This window comes from Pseudomonas trivialis, assembly GCF_036864995.1.
In the GTDB taxonomy this organism is placed as follows: Bacteria; Pseudomonadota; Gammaproteobacteria; order Pseudomonadales; family Pseudomonadaceae; genus Aquipseudomonas; species Aquipseudomonas trivialis.
The window spans coordinates 1823815-1842365 of sequence record NZ_CP142151.1 but is presented as its reverse complement, the minus strand read 5'-3'; the positions used below and the strand labels follow the sequence as shown (position 1 = coordinate 1842365).

The 18551-nt window shown below is 61.2% G+C and carries 16 protein-coding genes and 4 tRNA genes; 5 read left to right on the top strand and 15 right to left on the bottom strand.

What is annotated here, in order from left to right; translation table 11 throughout:
* Window positions 1-3: 3 nt before the first annotated feature.
* The 4 genes from gspG to VRB54_RS08300 form a co-directional block, all read right to left on the bottom strand.
* Window positions 4-429, bottom strand: coding sequence for a type II secretion system major pseudopilin GspG (gene gspG, locus VRB54_RS08315; protein ID WP_003231965.1), 426 nt, complete (start codon window positions 427-429; stop codon window positions 4-6).
* Between the two features lie 19 nt (window positions 430-448).
* Window positions 449-1651: a type II secretion system inner membrane protein GspF gene (gene gspF, locus VRB54_RS08310; protein ID WP_338480318.1), complete on the bottom strand. Its 1203-nt coding sequence runs from the start codon at window positions 1649-1651 to the stop codon at window positions 449-451.
* Window positions 1648-3378, bottom strand: coding sequence for a type II secretion system ATPase GspE (gene gspE, locus VRB54_RS08305; protein WP_338480317.1), 1731 nt, complete (start codon window positions 3376-3378; stop codon window positions 1648-1650). Before gspE ends, gspF begins: the two co-directional genes overlap by 4 nt.
* Window positions 3379-3441: 63 nt before the next feature.
* Window positions 3442-3663 carry a hypothetical protein gene (locus VRB54_RS08300; RefSeq protein ID WP_338480316.1) on the bottom strand — a complete coding sequence of 74 codons (222 nt, stop codon included), beginning with the start codon at window positions 3661-3663 and terminating at the stop codon, window positions 3442-3444.
* Between the two features lie 509 nt (window positions 3664-4172).
* Here VRB54_RS08300 and VRB54_RS08295 point away from each other — a divergent pair.
* Entirely contained in the window at window positions 4173-6929 is a 2757-nt protein-coding gene (locus VRB54_RS08295; RefSeq protein WP_338480315.1) for a beta-glucosidase, read from the top strand.
* A gap of 20 nt (window positions 6930-6949) precedes the next feature.
* On the opposite strand, the gene VRB54_RS08290 is transcribed toward VRB54_RS08295, so the two are convergent.
* The 5 genes from VRB54_RS08290 to VRB54_RS08270 all read right to left on the bottom strand — a co-directional run bounded on the left by VRB54_RS08290 (window position 6950) and on the right by VRB54_RS08270 (window position 8248).
* Window positions 6950-7576, bottom strand: a complete 627-nt coding sequence (locus VRB54_RS08290) for a TetR/AcrR family transcriptional regulator (protein WP_338480314.1) — start codon at window positions 7574-7576, stop codon at window positions 6950-6952.
* A gap of 152 nt (window positions 7577-7728) precedes the next feature.
* Window positions 7729-7805, bottom strand: a tRNA-Asp gene (locus VRB54_RS08285).
* A gap of 19 nt (window positions 7806-7824) precedes the next feature.
* Window positions 7825-7900: transfer RNA gene (locus VRB54_RS08280), tRNA-Val, on the bottom strand.
* A gap of 176 nt (window positions 7901-8076) precedes the next feature.
* Window positions 8077-8153 (bottom strand) — tRNA-Asp (locus VRB54_RS08275).
* 19 nt (window positions 8154-8172) lie between these two features.
* Window positions 8173-8248: transfer RNA gene (locus VRB54_RS08270), tRNA-Val, on the bottom strand.
* Window positions 8249-8407: 159 nt separating this feature from the next.
* Here VRB54_RS08270 and rdgC point away from each other — a divergent pair.
* The 3 genes from rdgC to sugE all read left to right on the top strand — a co-directional run bounded on the left by rdgC (window position 8408) and on the right by sugE (window position 10810).
* A complete protein-coding gene (gene rdgC / locus VRB54_RS08265) occupies window positions 8408-9328 on the top strand; it encodes a recombination-associated protein RdgC (protein ID WP_057008294.1) in 921 nt (306 codons plus the stop codon).
* A 94-nt stretch (window positions 9329-9422) separates the two neighbouring features.
* Window positions 9423-10388: a bile acid:sodium symporter family protein gene (locus tag VRB54_RS08260; protein ID WP_338480313.1), complete on the top strand. Its 966-nt coding sequence runs from the start codon at window positions 9423-9425 to the stop codon at window positions 10386-10388.
* Between the two features lie 107 nt (window positions 10389-10495).
* Window positions 10496-10810 carry a quaternary ammonium compound efflux SMR transporter SugE gene (gene sugE, locus VRB54_RS08255; RefSeq protein ID WP_015371673.1) on the top strand — a complete coding sequence of 105 codons (315 nt, stop codon included), beginning with the start codon at window positions 10496-10498 and terminating at the stop codon, window positions 10808-10810.
* A 102-nt stretch (window positions 10811-10912) separates the two neighbouring features.
* Here the strand turns inward: sugE and VRB54_RS08250 are convergent, their stop codons facing one another.
* From VRB54_RS08250 to VRB54_RS08240, 3 genes are all read right to left on the bottom strand, one after another.
* Entirely contained in the window at window positions 10913-12787 is a 1875-nt protein-coding gene (locus VRB54_RS08250; RefSeq protein WP_338480312.1) for an MFS transporter, read from the bottom strand.
* A gap of 58 nt (window positions 12788-12845) precedes the next feature.
* Window positions 12846-13994 carry a TDT family transporter gene (locus tag VRB54_RS08245; protein WP_338480311.1) on the bottom strand — a complete coding sequence of 383 codons (1149 nt, stop codon included), beginning with the start codon at window positions 13992-13994 and terminating at the stop codon, window positions 12846-12848.
* 77 nt (window positions 13995-14071) lie between these two features.
* Entirely contained in the window at window positions 14072-15271 is a 1200-nt protein-coding gene (locus tag VRB54_RS08240) for an MFS transporter (RefSeq protein WP_338480310.1), read from the bottom strand.
* Between the two features lie 91 nt (window positions 15272-15362).
* Between VRB54_RS08240 and VRB54_RS08235 the strand changes: the two genes are divergently transcribed.
* Window positions 15363-15902: a TetR/AcrR family transcriptional regulator gene (locus VRB54_RS08235; protein WP_338480309.1), complete on the top strand. Its 540-nt coding sequence runs from the start codon at window positions 15363-15365 to the stop codon at window positions 15900-15902.
* Window positions 15903-15961: 59 nt separating this feature from the next.
* Here VRB54_RS08235 and VRB54_RS08230 read toward each other — a convergent pair whose 3' ends face one another.
* From VRB54_RS08230 to VRB54_RS08220, 3 genes are all read right to left on the bottom strand, one after another.
* Complete coding sequence (locus VRB54_RS08230; protein ID WP_209980690.1) at window positions 15962-16741, bottom strand: ABC transporter permease; 780 nt, start codon at window positions 16739-16741, stop codon at window positions 15962-15964.
* On the bottom strand, window positions 16738-17670 hold the full coding sequence (locus tag VRB54_RS08225; protein ID WP_057008301.1) for an ABC transporter ATP-binding protein: 933 nt from the start codon (window positions 17668-17670) through the stop codon (window positions 16738-16740). Before VRB54_RS08225 ends, VRB54_RS08230 begins: the two co-directional genes overlap by 4 nt.
* 135 nt (window positions 17671-17805) lie before the next feature.
* A complete protein-coding gene (locus VRB54_RS08220) occupies window positions 17806-18423 on the bottom strand; it encodes a glutathione S-transferase (RefSeq protein ID WP_338480308.1) in 618 nt (205 codons plus the stop codon).
* Window positions 18424-18551: the final 128 nt, after the last annotated feature.

Here is an 18551-nt window from a genome sequence, read left to right as displayed (position 1 = left end):
GGTTTATTCCCAGTTGCCCAGGTCGGCGCTGTAGCCTTCGCCGCCGGGCTGGCCATCCTGGCCGTAGAAGATCAGGTCGAACGCGCCGTGCTCGCCGGGGAAGCGATAGCCGAAGGCATGGCCGAACGGGTCCTTGAGGTCCGACTGCTTGGCGTACGGGCCGGCCCAACCGGCGGTGTTGCCCGGCTTTTCGACCAGTTGCTGCAGGGACTTGGGCGGCGAGCCGACGTCCAATCCGTAGCTTTCGATCTTCATGCCCAGGCTGGCCAGTTGCGCCTTGCCGGCGCCGTACTTGCCCTTGTCGACGTTGCCGCCGACCTGGCGCACCACGATGGTGGCGACGATGCCCAGCAGCACGATCACTGCGAGCATTTCCAGCAGGGTGAAACCGCCCTGGCGGCGGGCAGGCTTGAATCGGGTGTGACGCATGGGTTGTTTCCTCAAGGGTTCATATATTGCTGGTCAGGCTCATCAGCGGCAGCATGATCGCCAGCATGATCACCGCCACCAGCACCGCCATGACCACGGTCAGGGACGGCACCAGGGCGGCCAGCAGGCGGTCGATGCCGCGCTTGGCCTCCACGTCGAACACGTCGGCGACCTTGAGCAGCATGCTGTCGAGTTCGCCGGCCTGTTCGCCGACTTCAATCATTTGCAGGGCCAGGTCGGGCAGCAGTGGTTGCGCGCCAAAGGCGCTGGCCAGGGTGCCGCCGCCCTTGACCGAATCGGCGGCGTCAGCGACCTGGGCCTGCAGCGCACGGTTGGTGCAAACCTGCCGCGCGATGACCAGCGCTTGCAGCAGCGCCACGCCATTGCTGAGCAAGGTGCCAAGGGTGCGCGTCAAGCGGGCCGCCTCGACGCGTTGCAACAACGGGCCGATCACGCGGATGCCGAGCAGGCGGCGGTCGTAACGCTCACGCCGCTGCGGGTCGCGCAGGCGTGCCGCCAGTGTCCAGCAGGCGACGATCAGGCCGGCCAGCACGGCCAGCCCATACGCACCCAGAAACTGCCCGAGACCGAGGATCACTTCGGTGATCAACGGGATCGGCACGCCCAGGTCCTTGAAGATCGGTACGAATTGCGGCACCACGTACGCCAGCAGAAGGGCCAGCGAACCGAGCACGCCGACCACCAGAAACGCGGGGTAGATCAGCGCGTTGATCACTTCCCCTCTCAACAGCTGGCTGCGCTCCAGGTAATCACTGAGCTGACGCAAGGTATTTTCCAGGGCGCCACCGGCCTCGCCGGCGCGCACCATGCTCAGGTACAGCGGCGAGAACTGGCTGCCCTCCTCCTCCAGCGCTTTGGATAACGGCTGGCCGGCCTTGACGTGTTCGCGAATGCGCTCGATCAGCGCGCGGGTCTGCGGCTGGTCAGGCTGTTTGAGCAGGATGCCCAGGGAACGTTCCAGGGGTTGCCCGGCGCCGAGCAGGGTTGCCAGTTGCTGGGTGAAACTGACCAGCGCCGCGCCGTTCAACTGGCCACGGCCGAAGGCCTTGCGCAGGCCCTGGGCGCCGGCCACATCGATGTGCAACAACAGCAGGCCGCGCTTGTGCAGCGCGGCAACGGCGGCGTCTTGGTCCCTGGCTTCAAGGGTGCCGTTTTGCGGCTGGCCCTGGCTGTCGAGGGCGCGGTATTTGAACAGGCTCATGCGCCATCTCCACGGGTGACGCGCAGCACTTCTTCCAGCGAGGTGACACCCGCCACGGCCTGACGCAGGCCCTCTTCATGCAAGGTGCGCAGACCGCCACGGCGGGCGGCCTGCTCGAGGGTAGCGGCGTCGGCCTGGCGCATCAGCAGGCTGCGCAGTTCGTCGTTCATCACCAGCAATTCGGTGATTGCGCTACGCCCATGATAGCCGCCGCCCGGCGCGTCGGCGCGGGGGCGGTAAAGCAGGATCGGGCGTTGTTCGGTAAAGCGGTCCAGGCCGTGTTCGGCGATCAGTTCCGGCGGCGCTTCGAAGGCTTCACGCGTGGCCGGGTCAAGACGGCGCACCAGGCGCTGGGCGAGGATGCCGTTGACCGTCGAGGCGATCAGGTAGCTTTCGACGCCCATGTCCAACAGGCGCGTGATACTCGCCGCCGCACTGTTGGTGTGCAGGGTCGAGAGCACCAGGTGGCCGGTCAGCGAAGACTGGATGGCGATGCGGCAGGTTTCGAGGTCGCGGATTTCACCGATCATGATCACGTCCGGGTCCTGACGCACGATGGAGCGCAGCGCGCCAGCGAAGTCCAGGCCGATGGCCGGTTTGACCTGGATCTGGTTGATGCCTTCGAGCTGGTATTCCACCGGGTCTTCAACCGTGATGATCTTGCGCTCGGCGGTGTTGAGCCGTGACAGCGCGGTGTACAGCGTGGTGGTCTTGCCCGAGCCGGTGGGGCCGGTGACCAGCAGGATGCCGTGGGGACGCTCCAGCACTTCAATGAAGGTTTCCAGTCGCTGGCCGTCGAAGCCCAGGCTCTGGAAATCGAACTGCACGGTCTGGCGGTCGAGCAGGCGCATCACCACCGATTCGCCAAAACTGGTGGGCACGGTGGACACCCGCAAGTCGAGTTCCTTGCCCTGGATGCGCAGCATGATGCGGCCATCCTGGGGCAGGCGCCGCTCGGCGATGTCCAGCCGCGCCATGATCTTTACCCGCGAAATCACCGCCGCCGACGAGCTGGACGGCGGCGCCTCGGCTTCGTGCAGCACGCCATCGATGCGGTAGCGCACCTTGAGCTGGTTTTCGAAGGGTTCGATATGGATGTCGGAGGCGCGATGTTCCACCGCGCGCTGCAGGATCAGGTTGACCAGGCGAATCACCGGCGCTTCGGAGGCCATGTCCTTGAGGTGTTCGATGTCTTCCAGCGTGCCGCCCTGCTCGTCGAGGTTTTCGATCAGGGTGCCCATGGCCGAGCGGCCCTGGCCGTAGTAACGCTCGATCAGGGTTTCGACCTCATTGCGCGGGCCCACCGCCAGCCACACCGGTACGCCGCAGGCATAGGCCATGGCCTGGAACGGATAGGCCTGCGCGGGGTTGGCGGCCAGCACGCGCAAACCGCCCTGGCTCCAGCCCACGGGCACCACCTGGTAATGGCGCATGAAGCGCTCGGTCAGGGCCGGCAGTGGGTCGAGCAACGGCGGTGCGGCATCGGCCAGCACCAGCGGTGCGCCGAGCAGGTCGGCCCAGGCGCGGGCCAGCTCTATTTCCGAGACCAGCCCGAGGCGGGTGAGCAGGCCGAGCAATTCGGTGTCGTCGGATTCCTGGGACAGGCGCCGGGCGCGCTCCAGGTCAACCGTTTTCAACCCGGCCTGCTGCATCAGCCACGCGCATACCTGGTCGGTATCCGGGATGTGCATTTGGCAGGCATTGAGGGGCATTGACGGGCTGGGCATGGGCGACTGTCTGAGAGGAATAGTTTGCAGGAGCCAGGAGCTCGCTCCTGCAAAGGGTTGCGCTTAGTTGGACGTTTTCGGCGTGCCCGAACTGTTCTGCGGGCGGCCGCCCCTGGTGGTTTCGGCCTTCTGTTTTTTGGCTGCCTTGGCGTCGTGGGCCTGGGTCAGCACGGTGGAATCGGTGGCGCCGGACTTGGCGTCGGCATCGGTGGATTCAGCAGCCATGGCCGCGCCACTCAGTGCAACGCCCAGCACAACACCGGCACTCAACAGGGAAATCTTCATCAACTTTCTCCAGATCAACAACAGCGATTAGCTCGAGTGGCGCCTTGAACTTGCTCAAGACCCTACACCAAAGCCGTGTATATGACAGCCTGTTTAGGGCATGGCCTTTTAGAACTACTGGACAGAGCCATTAGTTCGCCACCCCGGCTGACATTTTCTTAAACCAATCGACCGGTAGGTTTAGTATTGGTTCCAAAACGTAATGAAATATTTCTTATTTCGCGCAAAAAATAGCTTTTGTTTGACTTATTACCGCAAGAATTGCCTTAATTATCGGGTTTTTGCGATTCAAAATGCCATCGCATGATATCGCATAGACACTACTTATAAGAATAACTCACACATTTTTAACACTCTTAAAACAGTGAAATTCGCCAAGTAATTGCAATTAGCCATCGGCTAAAAATTGCGTTAATGGCCAACTATTGCCTGTGAAAAAGTGACGAGCGTGTGCGCTGGAACACACTTGCTGCAGCGCCATGTTCAATAAACAGTGACTGGAGAGACCCATGAGTAAACGCAAGATGATCGGTGCGCAGTCGGCTTTTGCCCTGCTGGCACTGGCGGTATCCCAGGTGCACGCGGCGACCAGCCCGGCGCTGGATGAAGGCCGCGTGAGCCGCGCGGAAAAGGCCGCGGATAAAACCCTGGCCAAAATGACCATGGAAGAAAAACTCGCCTACATCGGCGGCACCGGAGGCTGGGACGTCAAGCCTTTGAGCCAGTACGGCATCCCGCAGATTCACGGCGCCGATGGCGGCGTGGGCGTGCGTTACACCAGCGAGGGCAATGCCCAGGGCGTGGTGTACCCGTCCGGCCCGAACCTGGCGGCCAGCTGGAACCCGCGCCGCGCCATCGACGTGGGTCGCGCCCTGGGCTACGACACCGCCAGTGGTGGTTACCAGTTCGTCACCGGCCCCGGCATGAACCTGTACCGCATGCCCTACAGCGGCCGTGCGTTCGAGTACCTATCCGGTGAAGACCCGTTCCTCGGCGCCAGCCTCGGCCCGGCACTGATCAACGGCATCCAGTCACGCGGGGTGTGGGCCAACGCCAAGCACTACGCGGCCAATGACCAGGAAAGCAACCGCTTCCATCTCAACGAAACCATCAGCGAGCGCGTGCTGCGCGAGATGACCCTGCCGCCTTTCGAGTCCGCCTCGAAGAACAGCAAGGTGGCGATGATGATGTGTGCGTTCCAGAAGGTGAACGGCGAATTCGCCTGCGAAAACTCGCACCTGATCCACGACATCCTGAAAACAGAATGGGGCTATCCGGGCTTCGTCCAGAGCGACTACAACGCCGTGGTCAACGGCCTGCCCGCCGCACAGGCCGGCACCGACCTGGACATGATGGGCTACCAGATGAACAGCACGGTGCTCAAACCGTTCCTGGACAGTGGCGAGCTAAGCAGCGCGACCATCGATGACAAGGTGCGCCGCATCCTCAAGCAGATTTACCTGTACAAGTTCGACAGCAAGGCGCCGTTGACCAGCCACAACATGAACAGCGCCACCAGCAACCGCGTGGCGCTGAACGCGGCGCGCGAAGGTATCGTGCTGCTGAAGAACCAGAATAACCTGCTGCCGCTGGACGCGAAAAAGGTCAAGACCATCGCCGTGGTGGGCAACCTGGCCAAGTACGCACCGCCGACCGGTTTCGGCAGCGCGAACGTGATGGCGGCCAACTACGTCAGCGAACTGAGCGGCCTGCAGCAACTGGCACCGGGTGCCAAGGTCGAGTTCATCGACAGTCTGTCCCTGGACCCGACCGCCTCGAACTGGACCCATCTGGACGGCAACGGCAACAGCGTCAAAGGCGTGAAGACCGAGTTCTTCAGCAACACCAACTGGTCCGGCGACCCGGCGGCCAGCCGCACCGATCAGCACGTTGACCTGGACTGGTCGACCGACAGCCTGCCGGTGAACGGCGATACGGCGGCCACGTCGATCCGCTACAGCGGCCAGATCACCCCGACCGTCAGCGGCGAACAGGTGTTCAAGATTCGCGCCGACGGTGCGGTACGCCTCTACGTCAACGGCAAGAAGGTGCTCGACAACGGCGACGGCAAGCCACTGCCGAACAACAGCATCCCGCCGACCATCCCCGTGTTCGCCAAGGTCAACCTGGAAGCCGGCAAGCCGGTGGACATCAAGCTCGAGTACTCGCGCCGCAACGGCTACCTCTCGACCATGGGCGGTCTGGTGGGCGTGCAGATGAGCTGGGCATCGCTGGTTGCGCCGCAGGACCTGGCCAAGTACGACGCCGTGCTGGTAGCCGCCGGCAACAGCAGTGAATACGAAGGTGAAGGCTTCGACCACAGCTTCGACCTGCCGGAGTTCCAGGGTCAGCTGATCCAGAGCATCGCCAAGGTCAACCCGAACACCGTGGTAACCCTGCACGGCGGCACCGGGCTGAAAATGAGCGACTGGATCGACCAGGTGCCGGCCGCGCTGCATGCGTTCTACCCTGGGCAAAACGGCGGCCAGGCCCTGGCGGAAATCCTGCTGGGCAAGGTCAATCCATCGGCCAAGCTGCCGATCAGTATTGAACGCAACATCGAAGACAACCCGATCTACGCGACCTTCCCCAAGTTCGACAACCAGGAAACCCTGGCCGAGATGAGCTACAAGGATGACCTGTTCGTCGGCTATCGCGGTTACGAGAAAAAAGGCATCAAGCCGCTCTACCCGTTCGGCTACGGCCTGTCGTACACCACTTTCGGCTACAGCAACATCAGTGTGACCCCTGGGGTCGCGGTGGCCGGCGCACCGATCAAGGTGTCGTTCGACCTGGCCAACACCGGCAAGGTCGCCGGTGCCGAGGTGGCCGAGCTGTATGTGGGGCAGAACAATCCCAAGGTTGAACGCGCACCCAAAGAGCTCAAGGGCTACAAGAAAGTGTTCCTCAAACCAGGCGAAAGCAAGCGCGTGACCATCGAGCTGAACGACCGCTCGCTGGCCTACTTTGACGAGGTCAGCAAGCAGTGGGTGGTGGATGCCGACAGCTTCAACCTGTCGGTGGGTGGGTCGTCCCAGGACATCCGCCTGAACGCCAAACTGGTCAACTCGTTCCGCCAGGAACTGTCGACCACCAGCAGCAACCCGTTGCCGCGTTCGGCGCTCAATTCGACGCTGCGTGAAGCGCCAAAGGTGAAGACCGGTGGCGTGCTCAAGCAGAACGAAAATACCGACAGCGACACCAGCGAAGGTGATGGCTACGACATGTCCGATGACAGCAGTCAGGGCAGCGCAGCCGGCAATTGATCGGCTGATTCAGGGATAGATCACGGTTCAGGGACGAACCTGATGGCTGCATCGACCCGCGCGATGTAAGTATCAAACCGCGCCACCAGGTCCACCTGCTCGGGAAAGCGCAGCCATTGGATCTGCAGGCCGTCCATCATGGCCAGGATCTCTTCGGTCAGCCCGGCAAGGTCCACATCCCCGCGCACCTCCCCCATCGCCACCAGATCGGCAAACTGCCCATGCAGTCGCTGCTGAATGCCCGCATAACGCTCCTGGAACCAGGTCCAGGCGGGTTGAGTGTCGAGCAGATTTTCCGCATTCAAAATCGTGAAAGCCCGCACCACCCCCGGCGCACTGGCATTGGAGCGGTTGATCGCGCGCAGGCTGCCAAGCAATCCAGACAGCGACTTCTCCGCCCGCACCTCGTCGGCAATCCGCTGATTCACCTCGTCGCGGCGCTGCAATACGCCCATCAATAATGAAATCTTGCTGGGAAAATGATGCAGCAGGCCGGCCACTGAGATGCCGGCAATCGCCGCCACCCGGGCCACGGATGCACCGCTGTAGCCTTCCAGGGAAAACACCTGCAAGGCAGCGTCGAGCAGCTCTTCGCGGCGTTTTTCACCTTTGGGAGCGCGACGGGTTTTGGGGGCGGGCTTGATCATGGAGACGTCCTTGTGGGCAGGCGTGCACCGTATCCAAATTGCTCGCGGGTCGCAAATAAAGCGCGGTGCTTTTGCGCAGGCGAAAAAAAACCCGCTCATATGAGCGGGCTTTCCCGGGTGACCTGGCGTTCAGCGTTCCAGGTAACCGAATATGGCGCAGCGGACGGGACTCGAACCCGCGACCCCCGGCGTGACAGGCCGGTATTCTAACCGACTGAACTACCGCTGCGCGTAACACATGAAGCGAATGGTGGGTGATGACGGGATCGAACCGCCGACCCTCTGCTTGTAAGGCAGATGCTCTCCCAGCTGAGCTAATCACCCTTCGTTTCGGTGTGGGCGCATCATACACCAAAAAATCGTAATATCTTGATTTAAATGCACTTTATCTAAAAAAAGATCAACTCACGACTGTTTGCCATATTTCGGACAATAAAAAGCCCGCGGTTAAGCGGGCTTTCGTTGGCGACCTGGCGTTCAGCATTCCAGGTAACCGAATATGGCGCAGCGGACGGGACTCGAACCCGCGACCCCCGGCGTGACAGGCCGGTATTCTAACCGACTGAACTACCGCTGCGCGTAACACGTGAAGCGAATGGTGGGTGATGACGGGATCGAACCGCCGACCCTCTGCTTGTAAGGCAGATGCTCTCCCAGCTGAGCTAATCACCCTTCGTTTCGGTGTGGCGCGCATTCTACGGAGCGACCCTGGGTCTGGCAAGCACTTTCTTGAATCTTTTTTTTCAGCGCTTCCAATGGCTTACGCAGGGTTGGCCTGCGGCCATATCAAGAGAATAATGCTCCCCTTTGTATAGAGGAGAGACTCACCCCATGTGGTTCAAGAACCTGCTTATCTATCGCCTGACCCAAGATCTGCCCGTTGATGCCGAGGCGTTGGAAGCGGCCATGGCCACCAAACTGGCGCGCCCGTGTGCAAGCCAGGAGCTGACCACTTACGGTTTCGTCGCCCCTTTCGGTAAAGGTGAGGACGCGCCTCTGGTTCACGTCAGCGGCGACTTCCTGCTGATCGCTGCGCGCAAGGAAGAACGTATCCTGCCGGGCAGCGTGGTACGTGATGCGGTCAAAGAGAAAGTCGAAGAGATCGAGGCCGAGCAGATGCGCAAGGTCTACAAGAAGGAACGCGATCAGATCAAGGATGAAATCATCCAGGCGTTCCTGCCACGGGCCTTCATTCGTCGCTCGTCGACCTTCGCCGCCATCGCGCCGAAACAGGGCCTGATCCTGGTCAACTCGGCGAGCCCGAAACGCGCCGAAGACCTGCTGTCGACTTTGCGCGAAGTGATCGGCACCCTGCCGGTACGCCCGCTCACGGTGAAAACCGCGCCGACCGCGATCATGACCGACTGGGTCACCACCCAGAAGCCGGCCGACGATTTCTTCGTGCTCGACGAATGCGAACTGCGCGACACCCACGAAGACGGCGGCATCGTGCGCTGCAAGCGCCAGGACCTGACCAGCGAAGAGATCCAGCTGCACCTGACCACCGGCAAGGTGGTGACCCAGTTGTCGCTGGCCTGGCAGGACAAGCTGTCGTTCATGCTCGACGACAAGATGACCGTCAAGCGCCTGAAGTTCGAAGACCTGCTGCAGGATCAGGCCGAACAGGACGGCGGCGACGAAGCGCTGGGCCAACTGGATGCAAGCTTTACCCTGATGATGCTGACGTTCGGTGATTTCCTGCCGGCGTTGATCGAAGCGCTGGGCGGCGAAGAGACCCCACAGGGCATCTAAAGCCATGTGAAGATAAAAATGTGGGAGCGGGCTTGCTCGCTCCCACATTTGATGTGTGTTTACACTTCAAGAATCCAATAAAAAGGACATCCCCATGCGCGCACTCGCCTCCCTGAGCCGCTTCGTCGGCAATACCTTCGCTTACTGGGTGTTGATCTTCGCGGTGCTCGCCTTCCTCGAACCCGGCTGGTTCATCGGCCTGAAAAGCGCCATCGTCCCGCTGCTGGGCCTGGTGATGTTCGGCATGGGGCTGACCCTCAAACTCGAAGACTTCGCCGAGGTCGCCCGTCACCCGTGGCGCGTCGCCCTGGGCGTGGTCGCGCATTTTGTAATCATGCCGGGCGTAGCTTGGTTGCTGTGCCGGGCCTTCAATCTGCCAGCGGAAATTGCCGTCGGCGTGATCCTGGTCGGCTGCTGCCCGAGCGGCACCTCGTCCAACGTGATGACCTGGCTGGCCCGGGGCGACCTGGCGTTGTCGGTAGCAATTGCCGCCGTCACCACCCTCCTCGCCCCGCTGCTTACGCCGGCGCTGATCTGGCTGCTGGCCTCGGCCTGGCTTCCGGTGTCGTTCATGGAGCTGTTCTGGTCGATCCTGCAGGTGGTGCTGCTGCCGATCATACTCGGCGTGCTGGCGCAACGCGTGCTCGGCGCGCGGGTGCGCCATGCGGTGGACGTGCTGCCGCTGGTGTCGGTGATCAGTATCGTGATCATCGTCGCCGCAGTGGTGGCTGCCAGCCAGGCGAAGATTGCCGAGTCGGGTCTGCTGATCATGGCCGTGGTGATGCTGCACAACAGTTTCGGCTACCTGCTGGGCTACTTTACCGCGCGCGTGTTCAAGCTGCCGTTGGCGCAACGCAAATCGCTGGCACTGGAAGTGGGCATGCAGAATTCCGGGCTGGGCGCGGCATTGGCCAGCGCGCACTTCTCGCCACTGGCGGCGGTGCCGAGCGCGTTGTTCAGCGTCTGGCACAATATTTCCGGGGCGTTGCTGTCGACCTACTTCCGCCGCATGAGCGAGAAAGAAGACCGTCGTCTGCTGGAGGACGTACCGCAAACTTGATCGTTCGATCAATCTTCGGCACTCTACCGAGCTTCGCGGGGACGACCTCGCGACGCTGTCAAAGCGCCGAATCCGGGGACGACCCCGCCTGAGAAAGCGAGGTCATCATGTCCTGGATCATTCTGTTTTTTGCCGGTCTGTTCGAAGTCGGCTGGGCCGTCGGTTTGAAGTACACCGACGGCTTCAGCAAGCCACTGCCCACCGCCCTGACGATTGCCGCCATGGCCATCAGCCTTGGCTTGCTGGGCCTGGCCATGAAGGAGCTGCCGCTGGGCACTGCCTACGCCATCTGGACCGGCGTGGGTGCGGTGGGCACAGTGATTGCCGGGATTGTTCTGTTTGGGGAATCCATGGCGCTGTTCCGATTGGCGAGTGTAGCGTTGATTATCTGCGGGCTCATTGGCCTCAAGATCTCCACCTAAACCACTGCCGCTATCGGGAGCAAGCCAGCTCCCACACTTGGAATGCATTTCAAATGTGGGAGCTGGCTGGCCTGCGATGAGGCCCTCACTGCCGACACAAAACTACCTGATACTCCCGCGCAACCCACCCACCACCGCCTGCAAGTGCGCAGGCGTCGCCGACTCGACCGATACCGGCTCGCCCGCTACCAGCACCACCCGCGACCAGATGCGATGAAAGAACCCCTTGTGCGGATCACGGCTGAAGAAGCTGCCCCACAATCCCTGCAACGCCATCGGAATCACCGGTACCGGCGTCTCCTCGAGAATGCGCGTCAGCCCACCGCGAAACTCATTCATCGCGCCGTCAGCCGTCAACTTGCCTTCGGGGAAGATGCACACCAGTTCGCCCTCCTGCAGATACCGCGCAATGCGCGTGAAGGCCTTTTCGTAGATCTGGATATCTTCATGCCGCCCGGCAATCGGGATCGCCCCTGCGGTGCGAAAGATGAAGTTCAGCACCGGCAGGCGGTAGATCTTGTAATACATCACGAACCGGATCGGCCGACGCACCGCGCCGCCGATCAACAGCGCGTCGACAAACGACACATGGTTGCACACCAGCAAGGCGGCGCCTTCGTCCGGGATCTGTTCCAGGTTGCGATGCTCCACGCGGTACATGGAATGGCTGAGCAGCCAGATCATGAAACGCATGGTGAACTCGGGGACGATCCTGAAGATGTAGGTGTTGACCGCAATATTGAGCAGCGAAACCACCAGGAACAATTCGGGGATCGATAGCTTGGCCACGCTCAGCAGCAGGATCGACACGATGGCCGACACCACCATGAACAACGCGTTGAGAATGTTGTTGGCGGCAATCACCCGCGCACGTTCGTTTTCGGCAGTGCGCGACTGGATCAGCGCATACAGCGGCACGATGTAGAAACCGCCGAACACGCCCAGGCCGAGAATATCGAGCAGCACCCACCACGCCTGGCCGTAGCCGAGCACCGCCAGCCAATCATTGGGCTGAACGTTCTGCGGGAAACTGCCGGAATGCCACCAGAGCAGCAGCCCGAACACCGTCAACCCGAACGAGCCGAACGGCACCAGGCCGATCTCCACCTTACGCCCGGAAAGTTTTTCGCAGAGCATCGAGCCCAGCGCGATGCCTACCGAGAACACCGTGAGGATCAGCGTCACCACGGTTTCGTCGCCGTACAGCCACTCCTTGGCGTAGGCCGGAATCTGCGTGAGGTAGATTGCCCCGACGAACCAGAACCATGAGTTACCGACGATCGAGCGCGACACCGCCGGCGTCTGCCCAAGACCCATGCGCAAGGTGGCCCACGACTGGGTGAAAATGTTCCAGTCCAGGCGCAAGTGCGGGGTAGACGCCGCCGCCCGTGGAATGCTGCGGCTGGCCAGATAGCCCAGCACCGCCACGCCAACAATCGCGGTGGCCACCAAGGGTGCGTAATGGGCGGATGACATCATGATGCCCGCACCAATGGTGCCGGCGAGGATCGCAAGGAAGGTGCCCATCTCCACCAGACCGTTGCCGCCCACCAGTTCATCGTCGTGCAGGGCCTGGGGCATGATCGAATACTTCACCGGGCCGAACAGCGCCGAATGCGTGCCCATGGCGAACAGCGCCAGCAACATCAGCTCGAGGTGATTGATCAGCAAGCCGGTGGCGCCCACGGCCATGATCACGATTTCGCCGATCTTGATCGCGCGGATCAACGCATCCTTGTTGAATTTCTCGCCAAACTGCCCGGCCAGTGCCGAGAACAGGAAGAACGGCAGGATAAACAGCAACGCGCAGAGGTTGACCCAGATCGAGCGATCACCGTCGAGGGTCAGCTTGTAGAGAATCGCCAGGATCAGCGATTGCTTGAAGATGTTGTCGTTAAATGCGCCCAGCAACTGGGTGATGAAAAACGGCAGGAAACGCCGGGTGCGCAGCAAGGTGAATTGTGAGGGGTGGCTCATCGTCCGTGTTCCTGCGTGGCCTGTTATCGAGTCAGGCCACGACTTTACCTAACTGCGCCTACTTATTCGCTAACCCTGCAATGCAAGGTGAAACAAAAAGCTCACCTTTATAGGCGCCCTGCACGGTACGCCTGGCCACGATCAGCCACATCAGCGCCAACGCCACCACCAGCACGCTGCCAAACACGCTGAAGAAGCCCAAGTGCAGCAGACTCGCCAACTTCAACGTTGCCAGCGCATACACCCCCAATGGAAAGGTAAAGCCCCACCAGCCGAGGTTGAACGGAATACCGGCGCGCAGGTAACGCAGGGTGATCAACACGGCGATCAACATCCACCACAAACCGAAGCCCCAGAGGGTAATGCCCGCCACCAGGCCCAGACCGTTGGCCATCTCGCCAACCCCGGGCAACCCGTTGCCGGCAAAAATCGCTGGCGCATCGCCGCCCAGCAGCAACATGCCCAGGGCGCCAGTGCCGATGGGCCCAAGCGCCAGCCAGCTCGACGCGGCCATGTTGGCATGGGGCAGCTTATGCAGGGCCATGCGCAGCATTAGAATGGTCAGGATGCTGAACGCCACCGGCAGGGAAAACGCCCACAATACATAGCTGGTCACCAGCATCACCAACTGCGAATGCGCATCCGCCAGGTGCGGCGCCAGCAGCCCACCGCTCGCCGCCGCGACTTCAGCGGCGACCACCGGCAACAGCCACACGGCCGTCATCTGGTCGATGCTGTGCTCCTGGCGGGTGAACATCATGAATGGGATCAATACGCCGCAGGCCATGGCCATCGTCACATCGAGCCACCAGATGACTTCGGCCACCGCGATCACATCGCCGCCCCAGCGCGGCAGGCCGAACACCAGCAGGCCGTTGAGAATGGTCGCCAGGCCCATGGGGATCGTGCCGAAGAACATCGACACCGTGGAGTGCCCGAAAATACGCCGCGCTTCATCGAAAAACATCACCCAGCGCGCGGCGTACAACACGCTGAACAGAATGAACAGGCCGATGGTGAACAGCCATAACCCTTCACCCAGCGTGCGCAGCGCGGGCAGGTTGACCGGCAATTGGGCCAGGGCCAGCGCGAGCACGCCGGTGCCCATGGTGGCGGCGAACCAGTTGGGGGTGAACTGGCGAATCACTTCCCGGGGACGGGTCAGGTGACTGAACGGCTTGTAACTGATGGTATTCGGGCAGGTCATGCTGGCGATCCTCTTCCTCGTATGAGGTGGAGGCCATCATAGAAGCTGATCGAATATCTATATAACTGGTAATATCTCTAACTGTTATCTGTTTTACCAATATGCACCGACTGCCGGCCCTGCCACATCAGCGCAGCCAGGGCACCAGACGCCAGCAGGATCAGCACCGCGCCATAACCGTCGGTGGTAGCGATCAAGCCAAAACTGTGAATCAGGTTGCCTGCCAATAACGACGGCAAACAGAACGCCAGGTAACTCAGCACATAAAATGCCGACATCAAGCCCGCACGCTCATGGGGCAAGGCCAGCGGCACCACACTGCGCAAGGCACCCAGAAAACCTGCGCCAAAGCCGCTGCCGGCGATCAGGGTGGCGATGAAAAACAGCGGCAGGCTGGCGCTATGCACCGCCATAAGGATCAGGGCCACGCCGATGGCCAGCAACCCGGCGCCCAGACGCAGCACCTTGTCCGCGGGTCGATTGCGCAGGGTGAGGATCATCAGCGCGCCACTCAAGGTCAGCACCGCCACCAGGCCTCCACCGATCAGGTTGGACGTCGAGCCGGTAGCCGCCCGCACCAGCGACGGCGCCAGGGAGAGATAGAAACCGCCCATCGCCCACACCGCCACATCCACCGGCAACGATAACCACAACGCCCGGCGTGCCTGAGGCGGCACATGCAGGGTCGGACGCAACGAGGCCAATGCACCCGGGATACGGCTGACGCTTTCCGGCAGACGCCACACATACACGGCCTGCAATACCATCAGCAGCAACAATGTACAGTAGATCAACTGGGTCGGCAGCGGCGCGAACTCCACCAGCAAACTGCTGCCCATCGCCCCACACGCCATGCCCAGCAGCGGCGCCACACTGTTGACCAGCGGGCCCTGCTGGCGGTCGCTGTCGAGCAGCGCCGCGCCCAACACCGCGGTGGCCATGCCGGTGGCAAACCCTTGCAGGGTGCGCGCAGCAATCAGCCAGGCCACACTGCCTTCATTGATAAACAGCAACATCGCCAGCATATTCAGGACCAGCGCAGCAAAAATCACCGGCTTGCGTCCGAGGTAGTCCGACAACGAACCCACTGTCAGCAGGGCGGCCAGCAAGCTCATGGCGTACACCCCGAAGATCAGTGTGAGTATGCCCGCCGAAAAATGCAGACCTTCCTGGTAGAGGTGATACAGCGGCGTCGGCGCGCTGGAAGCGGCCAGGAACGTCAGCAAGGTGATCGCGAGGAACACCAGGCTGGGACGATGAGAAGTGGGACTGGACATGGGCATGCTCCGCTAAAGCTAATATTTTGCTTTTGCGGAGTGTGCTACCGGCTGGCTCTTAAAGCAAATTCTTTGTGTTAAGGTCGCAACCATGGCGATAAAAGAAGGCCTCCGCCCGGGGGGCCGTAGTGCCCGGGTACAAGAATCCGTACATTCGGCGGCGCGTGAACTGCTGGAAACCCATGAGCGTTCCAGTGTTACGGTGCCGATGATCGCCGCACGTGCAGGTGTCACGCCCTCGACCATCTACCGGCGTTGGGGTGACCTTGGTGTGTTGCTCGCAGATGTGGCCCTGGCCCGCATGCGCCCGGACAGTGAGCCGGCCAACACCGGCAGCCTGCGCGGCGATTTGCAGGCCTGGGCCGAGCAGTATCTGGATGAGATGAGCTCCGAGCCAGGGCGCAACATGATGCGCGACCTGCAATGCAGCGTGACCCCGGGCTACTGCGTAAGCATCCTCAGCGGGCAGCTTCAAGCGATTGTTGATCGCTATCCCGACAGCAACCCACCGAGCGTGGCCCACTTGATCAATCTGATCGCGGCGCCGACGGTATTTCGGATTCTGTTTTCAACTGCGCCGCTGACCGTGCAGGAACTGCACGCACTGATCGAACTGGCCCTGCAAGAGTAAAGGCAATTCCCAGATCCAAACGTGGGAGAGAGCAAGCCCCCTCCCACGCTTTTTCCGGCTCAGGTACGCATCCCGCGCCCGCTCACCAGCAACCGTGCACAGCCGAAGTACAAGACAATAGTGGCAACGATCATGAAGGTGATCGCCACGCTGATCCTGATATCCGACACACCCAGGATGCCGTAGCGGAAAGCATTGACCATATGCAGCACCGGGTTGGCCAGCGACACGGTCTGCCAGAACGGCGGCAGCAGGGTAATGGAGTAGAACACCCCGCCCAGGTAGGTCAGCGGTGTGAGCACGAAGGTCGGGATGATGGAGATATCGTCGAAATTGCGTGCAAACACCGCGTTGATAAACCCCAGCAGCGAAAAGATCGTCGCCGTCAGCACCACCACCAGAATGGTGACGCCCAGGTGGTGCACCTGCAGGTGGGTGAAGAACAGCGACAGCAGGGTAACGATCACGCCGACCATCAAGCCGCGCAGCACGCCGCCTGCGGTGTAGCCGATCAGGATGGTGTGCGGCGAAACCGGCGACACCATCAGCTCTTCGATGGAGCGCTGGAATTTGCTGCCGAAGAAGCTGGAGACCACGTTACCGTAGGAGTTGGTGATCACCGACATCATGATCAGGCCCGGCACGATGTACTCCATGTAGGTGAAACCACCCATGTCACCGATCTGCCGACCGATCAGGTTACCGAAGATCACGAAGTACAGGACCATGGTGATCGCCGGCGGCAGCAGCGTCTGCGGCCAGATCCGGGTGAAGCGCTTCACTTCGCGATAGACGATGGTTTGCAGCGCGACGAGGTTGGGTTGCAGTTCGGAACTCATACCGCCACCTTCGCCAGATTTTTCTCCACCAGGGACACGAACAACTCCTCAAGGCGATTGGTTTTATTACGCAGGCTCAGCACTTCGATGTTCTGGGTCGCCAGTTGCGTGAACAGCGCGGTGATGCCCATGGCCTTGTCCACCTGGACTTCCAGGGTGCGACTGTCCACCAGGCGGCTCGGGTAGCCCAGCAACTGCGGCGGCGCCGACAACGGGTTCTTCAGGTCGAGCAGGAACGTTTCCACGTGCAGTTGGCCCAGCAGATTACGCATGCTGGTGTTCTCGACGATGGTGCCGTGGTCGATGATGCCGATGTTGCGGCACAGCTGCTCGGCCTCTTCCAGATAGTGAGTGGTGAGGATGATGGTGATGCCCTTCTCGTTCAACTCGGTGAGGAAGGTCCACATGGAGCGGCGCAGTTCGATGTCCACGCCGGCAGTGGGCTCGTCGAGGATCAGCAGGCGCGGCTCATGCACCAGTGCGCGGGCGATCATCAAGCGGCGCTTCATGCCACCGGACAGCGAGCGCGACGGCACGTCACGTTTGTCCCACAGGCCCAGTTGCGTCAGGTACTGCTCGGCGCGTTCCTTGGCGACTTTCGACGGGATGCCGTAGTAACCGGCCTGAGTCACAACGATGTCGAAGGTCTTTTCGAACTGGTTGAAGTTGAATTCCTGAGGCACCACGCCAATGGAGCGCTTGAGCGCCGCCGGGGATTTGTCCAGGTCGTGGCCGAAGATGTTCACCGTGCCGCTGGTCTTGTTGACCAGGGTGGAGAGAATGCCGATGGTGGTGGATTTGCCGGCACCGTTGGGGCCGAGCAAGGCGAAGAAATCACCTTCGGCAACGTCCAGATCGATACCACTCAAGGCCTGGAAACCGTTGCCGTAGGTTTTGGTTAGCTGCCGGATGGACAGAGCGGAACTCATATCGGAATACGCACCAAAAGAAGGGAATGGAAAGGGTAGATGAAGGCGCACCGCAGGTAGTTCAACCGGGGTGCATGGCGGGCATGGTGAGTGCCCGCGTCACACAAGTACAGTCAAGCGCATTAATAGTGGGTATTAAGTCAACGCGGTCATCACTGCCTTGCGGAAGGCCGGACGCTGTTGCAGGCGCTGGTACCAGGCCTCCAGGTGCGGCATCGGCGGGCGCTCGATGGGCATCTCGAACCAGGCGTAGATGAAGCAGCCAAGGGGAATATCGCCCATACCGAACGCGTTGCCGGACAGATAAGGTTGCCCGGCGAGCGCTTGCTCAACGGTGTTGAGTGCATCGATACAGGCCTGGCGCCCGGCGTTGATGCTGTCCGGGTTTCGTTTTTCCGGCGCAGTGCGCACGATGCCCCAGAACACCGCTTTGAACGGATCGGCCAGGGTCGAGGTGGTCCAGTCCATCCATTTTTCCGCGTTGGCGCGGGCTTGCAGGTCAGCCGGGTAAAATTCCGACGCGTGTTTGGCGCATAGGTAGCGCACGATGGTGTTGGATTCCCACAGCACAAAGTCGCCGTCTTCGATCATCGGCACCCGACCGTTGGGATTCAATGCCCGGTATTGCGGCGTGTCGACGACCCCGAATGCCCCACCCGCATCAATCGCCTCGTAATCCAGGCCAAGTTCCTCGGCGCACCACAGCGCTTTCCTGACGTTTGACGAATTTTTACGACCCCAGATCTTCAGCATGACCGCTCCCTGATTGGGTGAATGGACAACATGTTGTAATGGAAACCGCAGCATACGACGCCTGGGTCGCGAAACGGTACTGGATGACTGCCAGGTCAGATAAATCCGCACGAGTTCCGGTACGTTTT

What these genes read in the sequence shown, in the direction of transcription:
- VRB54_RS08260 (WP_338480313.1), top strand. Translation starts at nt 9,423, where the DNA reads ATGCGCGCACTCGCCTCCCTGAGCCGCTTCGTCGGCAATACCTTCGCT.
- gspF (WP_338480318.1), bottom strand. Translation starts at nt 1,651, where the DNA reads ATGAGCCTGTTCAAATACCGCGCCCTCGACAGCCAGGGCCAGCCGCAA.
- VRB54_RS08230 (WP_209980690.1), bottom strand. Translation starts at nt 16,741, where the DNA reads ATGAGTTCCGAACTGCAACCCAACCTCGTCGCGCTGCAAACCATCGTC.
- VRB54_RS08225 (WP_057008301.1), bottom strand. Translation starts at nt 17,670, where the DNA reads ATGAGTTCCGCTCTGTCCATCCGGCAGCTAACCAAAACCTACGGCAAC.
- VRB54_RS08240 (WP_338480310.1), bottom strand. Translation starts at nt 15,271, where the DNA reads ATGTCCAGTCCCACTTCTCATCGTCCCAGCCTGGTGTTCCTCGCGATC.
- VRB54_RS08235 (WP_338480309.1), top strand. Translation starts at nt 15,363, where the DNA reads ATGGCGATAAAAGAAGGCCTCCGCCCGGGGGGCCGTAGTGCCCGGGTA.
- VRB54_RS08290 (WP_338480314.1), bottom strand. Translation starts at nt 7,576, where the DNA reads ATGATCAAGCCCGCCCCCAAAACCCGTCGCGCTCCCAAAGGTGAAAAA.
- rdgC (WP_057008294.1), top strand. Translation starts at nt 8,408, where the DNA reads ATGTGGTTCAAGAACCTGCTTATCTATCGCCTGACCCAAGATCTGCCC.
- VRB54_RS08300 (WP_338480316.1), bottom strand. Translation starts at nt 3,663, where the DNA reads ATGAAGATTTCCCTGTTGAGTGCCGGTGTTGTGCTGGGCGTTGCACTG.
- VRB54_RS08245 (WP_338480311.1), bottom strand. Translation starts at nt 13,994, where the DNA reads ATGACCTGCCCGAATACCATCAGTTACAAGCCGTTCAGTCACCTGACC.
- sugE (WP_015371673.1), top strand. Translation starts at nt 10,496, where the DNA reads ATGTCCTGGATCATTCTGTTTTTTGCCGGTCTGTTCGAAGTCGGCTGG.
- VRB54_RS08295 (WP_338480315.1), top strand. Translation starts at nt 4,173, where the DNA reads ATGAGTAAACGCAAGATGATCGGTGCGCAGTCGGCTTTTGCCCTGCTG.
- VRB54_RS08220 (WP_338480308.1), bottom strand. Translation starts at nt 18,423, where the DNA reads ATGCTGAAGATCTGGGGTCGTAAAAATTCGTCAAACGTCAGGAAAGCG.
- VRB54_RS08250 (WP_338480312.1), bottom strand. Translation starts at nt 12,787, where the DNA reads ATGAGCCACCCCTCACAATTCACCTTGCTGCGCACCCGGCGTTTCCTG.
- gspG (WP_003231965.1), bottom strand. Translation starts at nt 429, where the DNA reads ATGCGTCACACCCGATTCAAGCCTGCCCGCCGCCAGGGCGGTTTCACC.
- gspE (WP_338480317.1), bottom strand. Translation starts at nt 3,378, where the DNA reads ATGCCCAGCCCGTCAATGCCCCTCAATGCCTGCCAAATGCACATCCCG.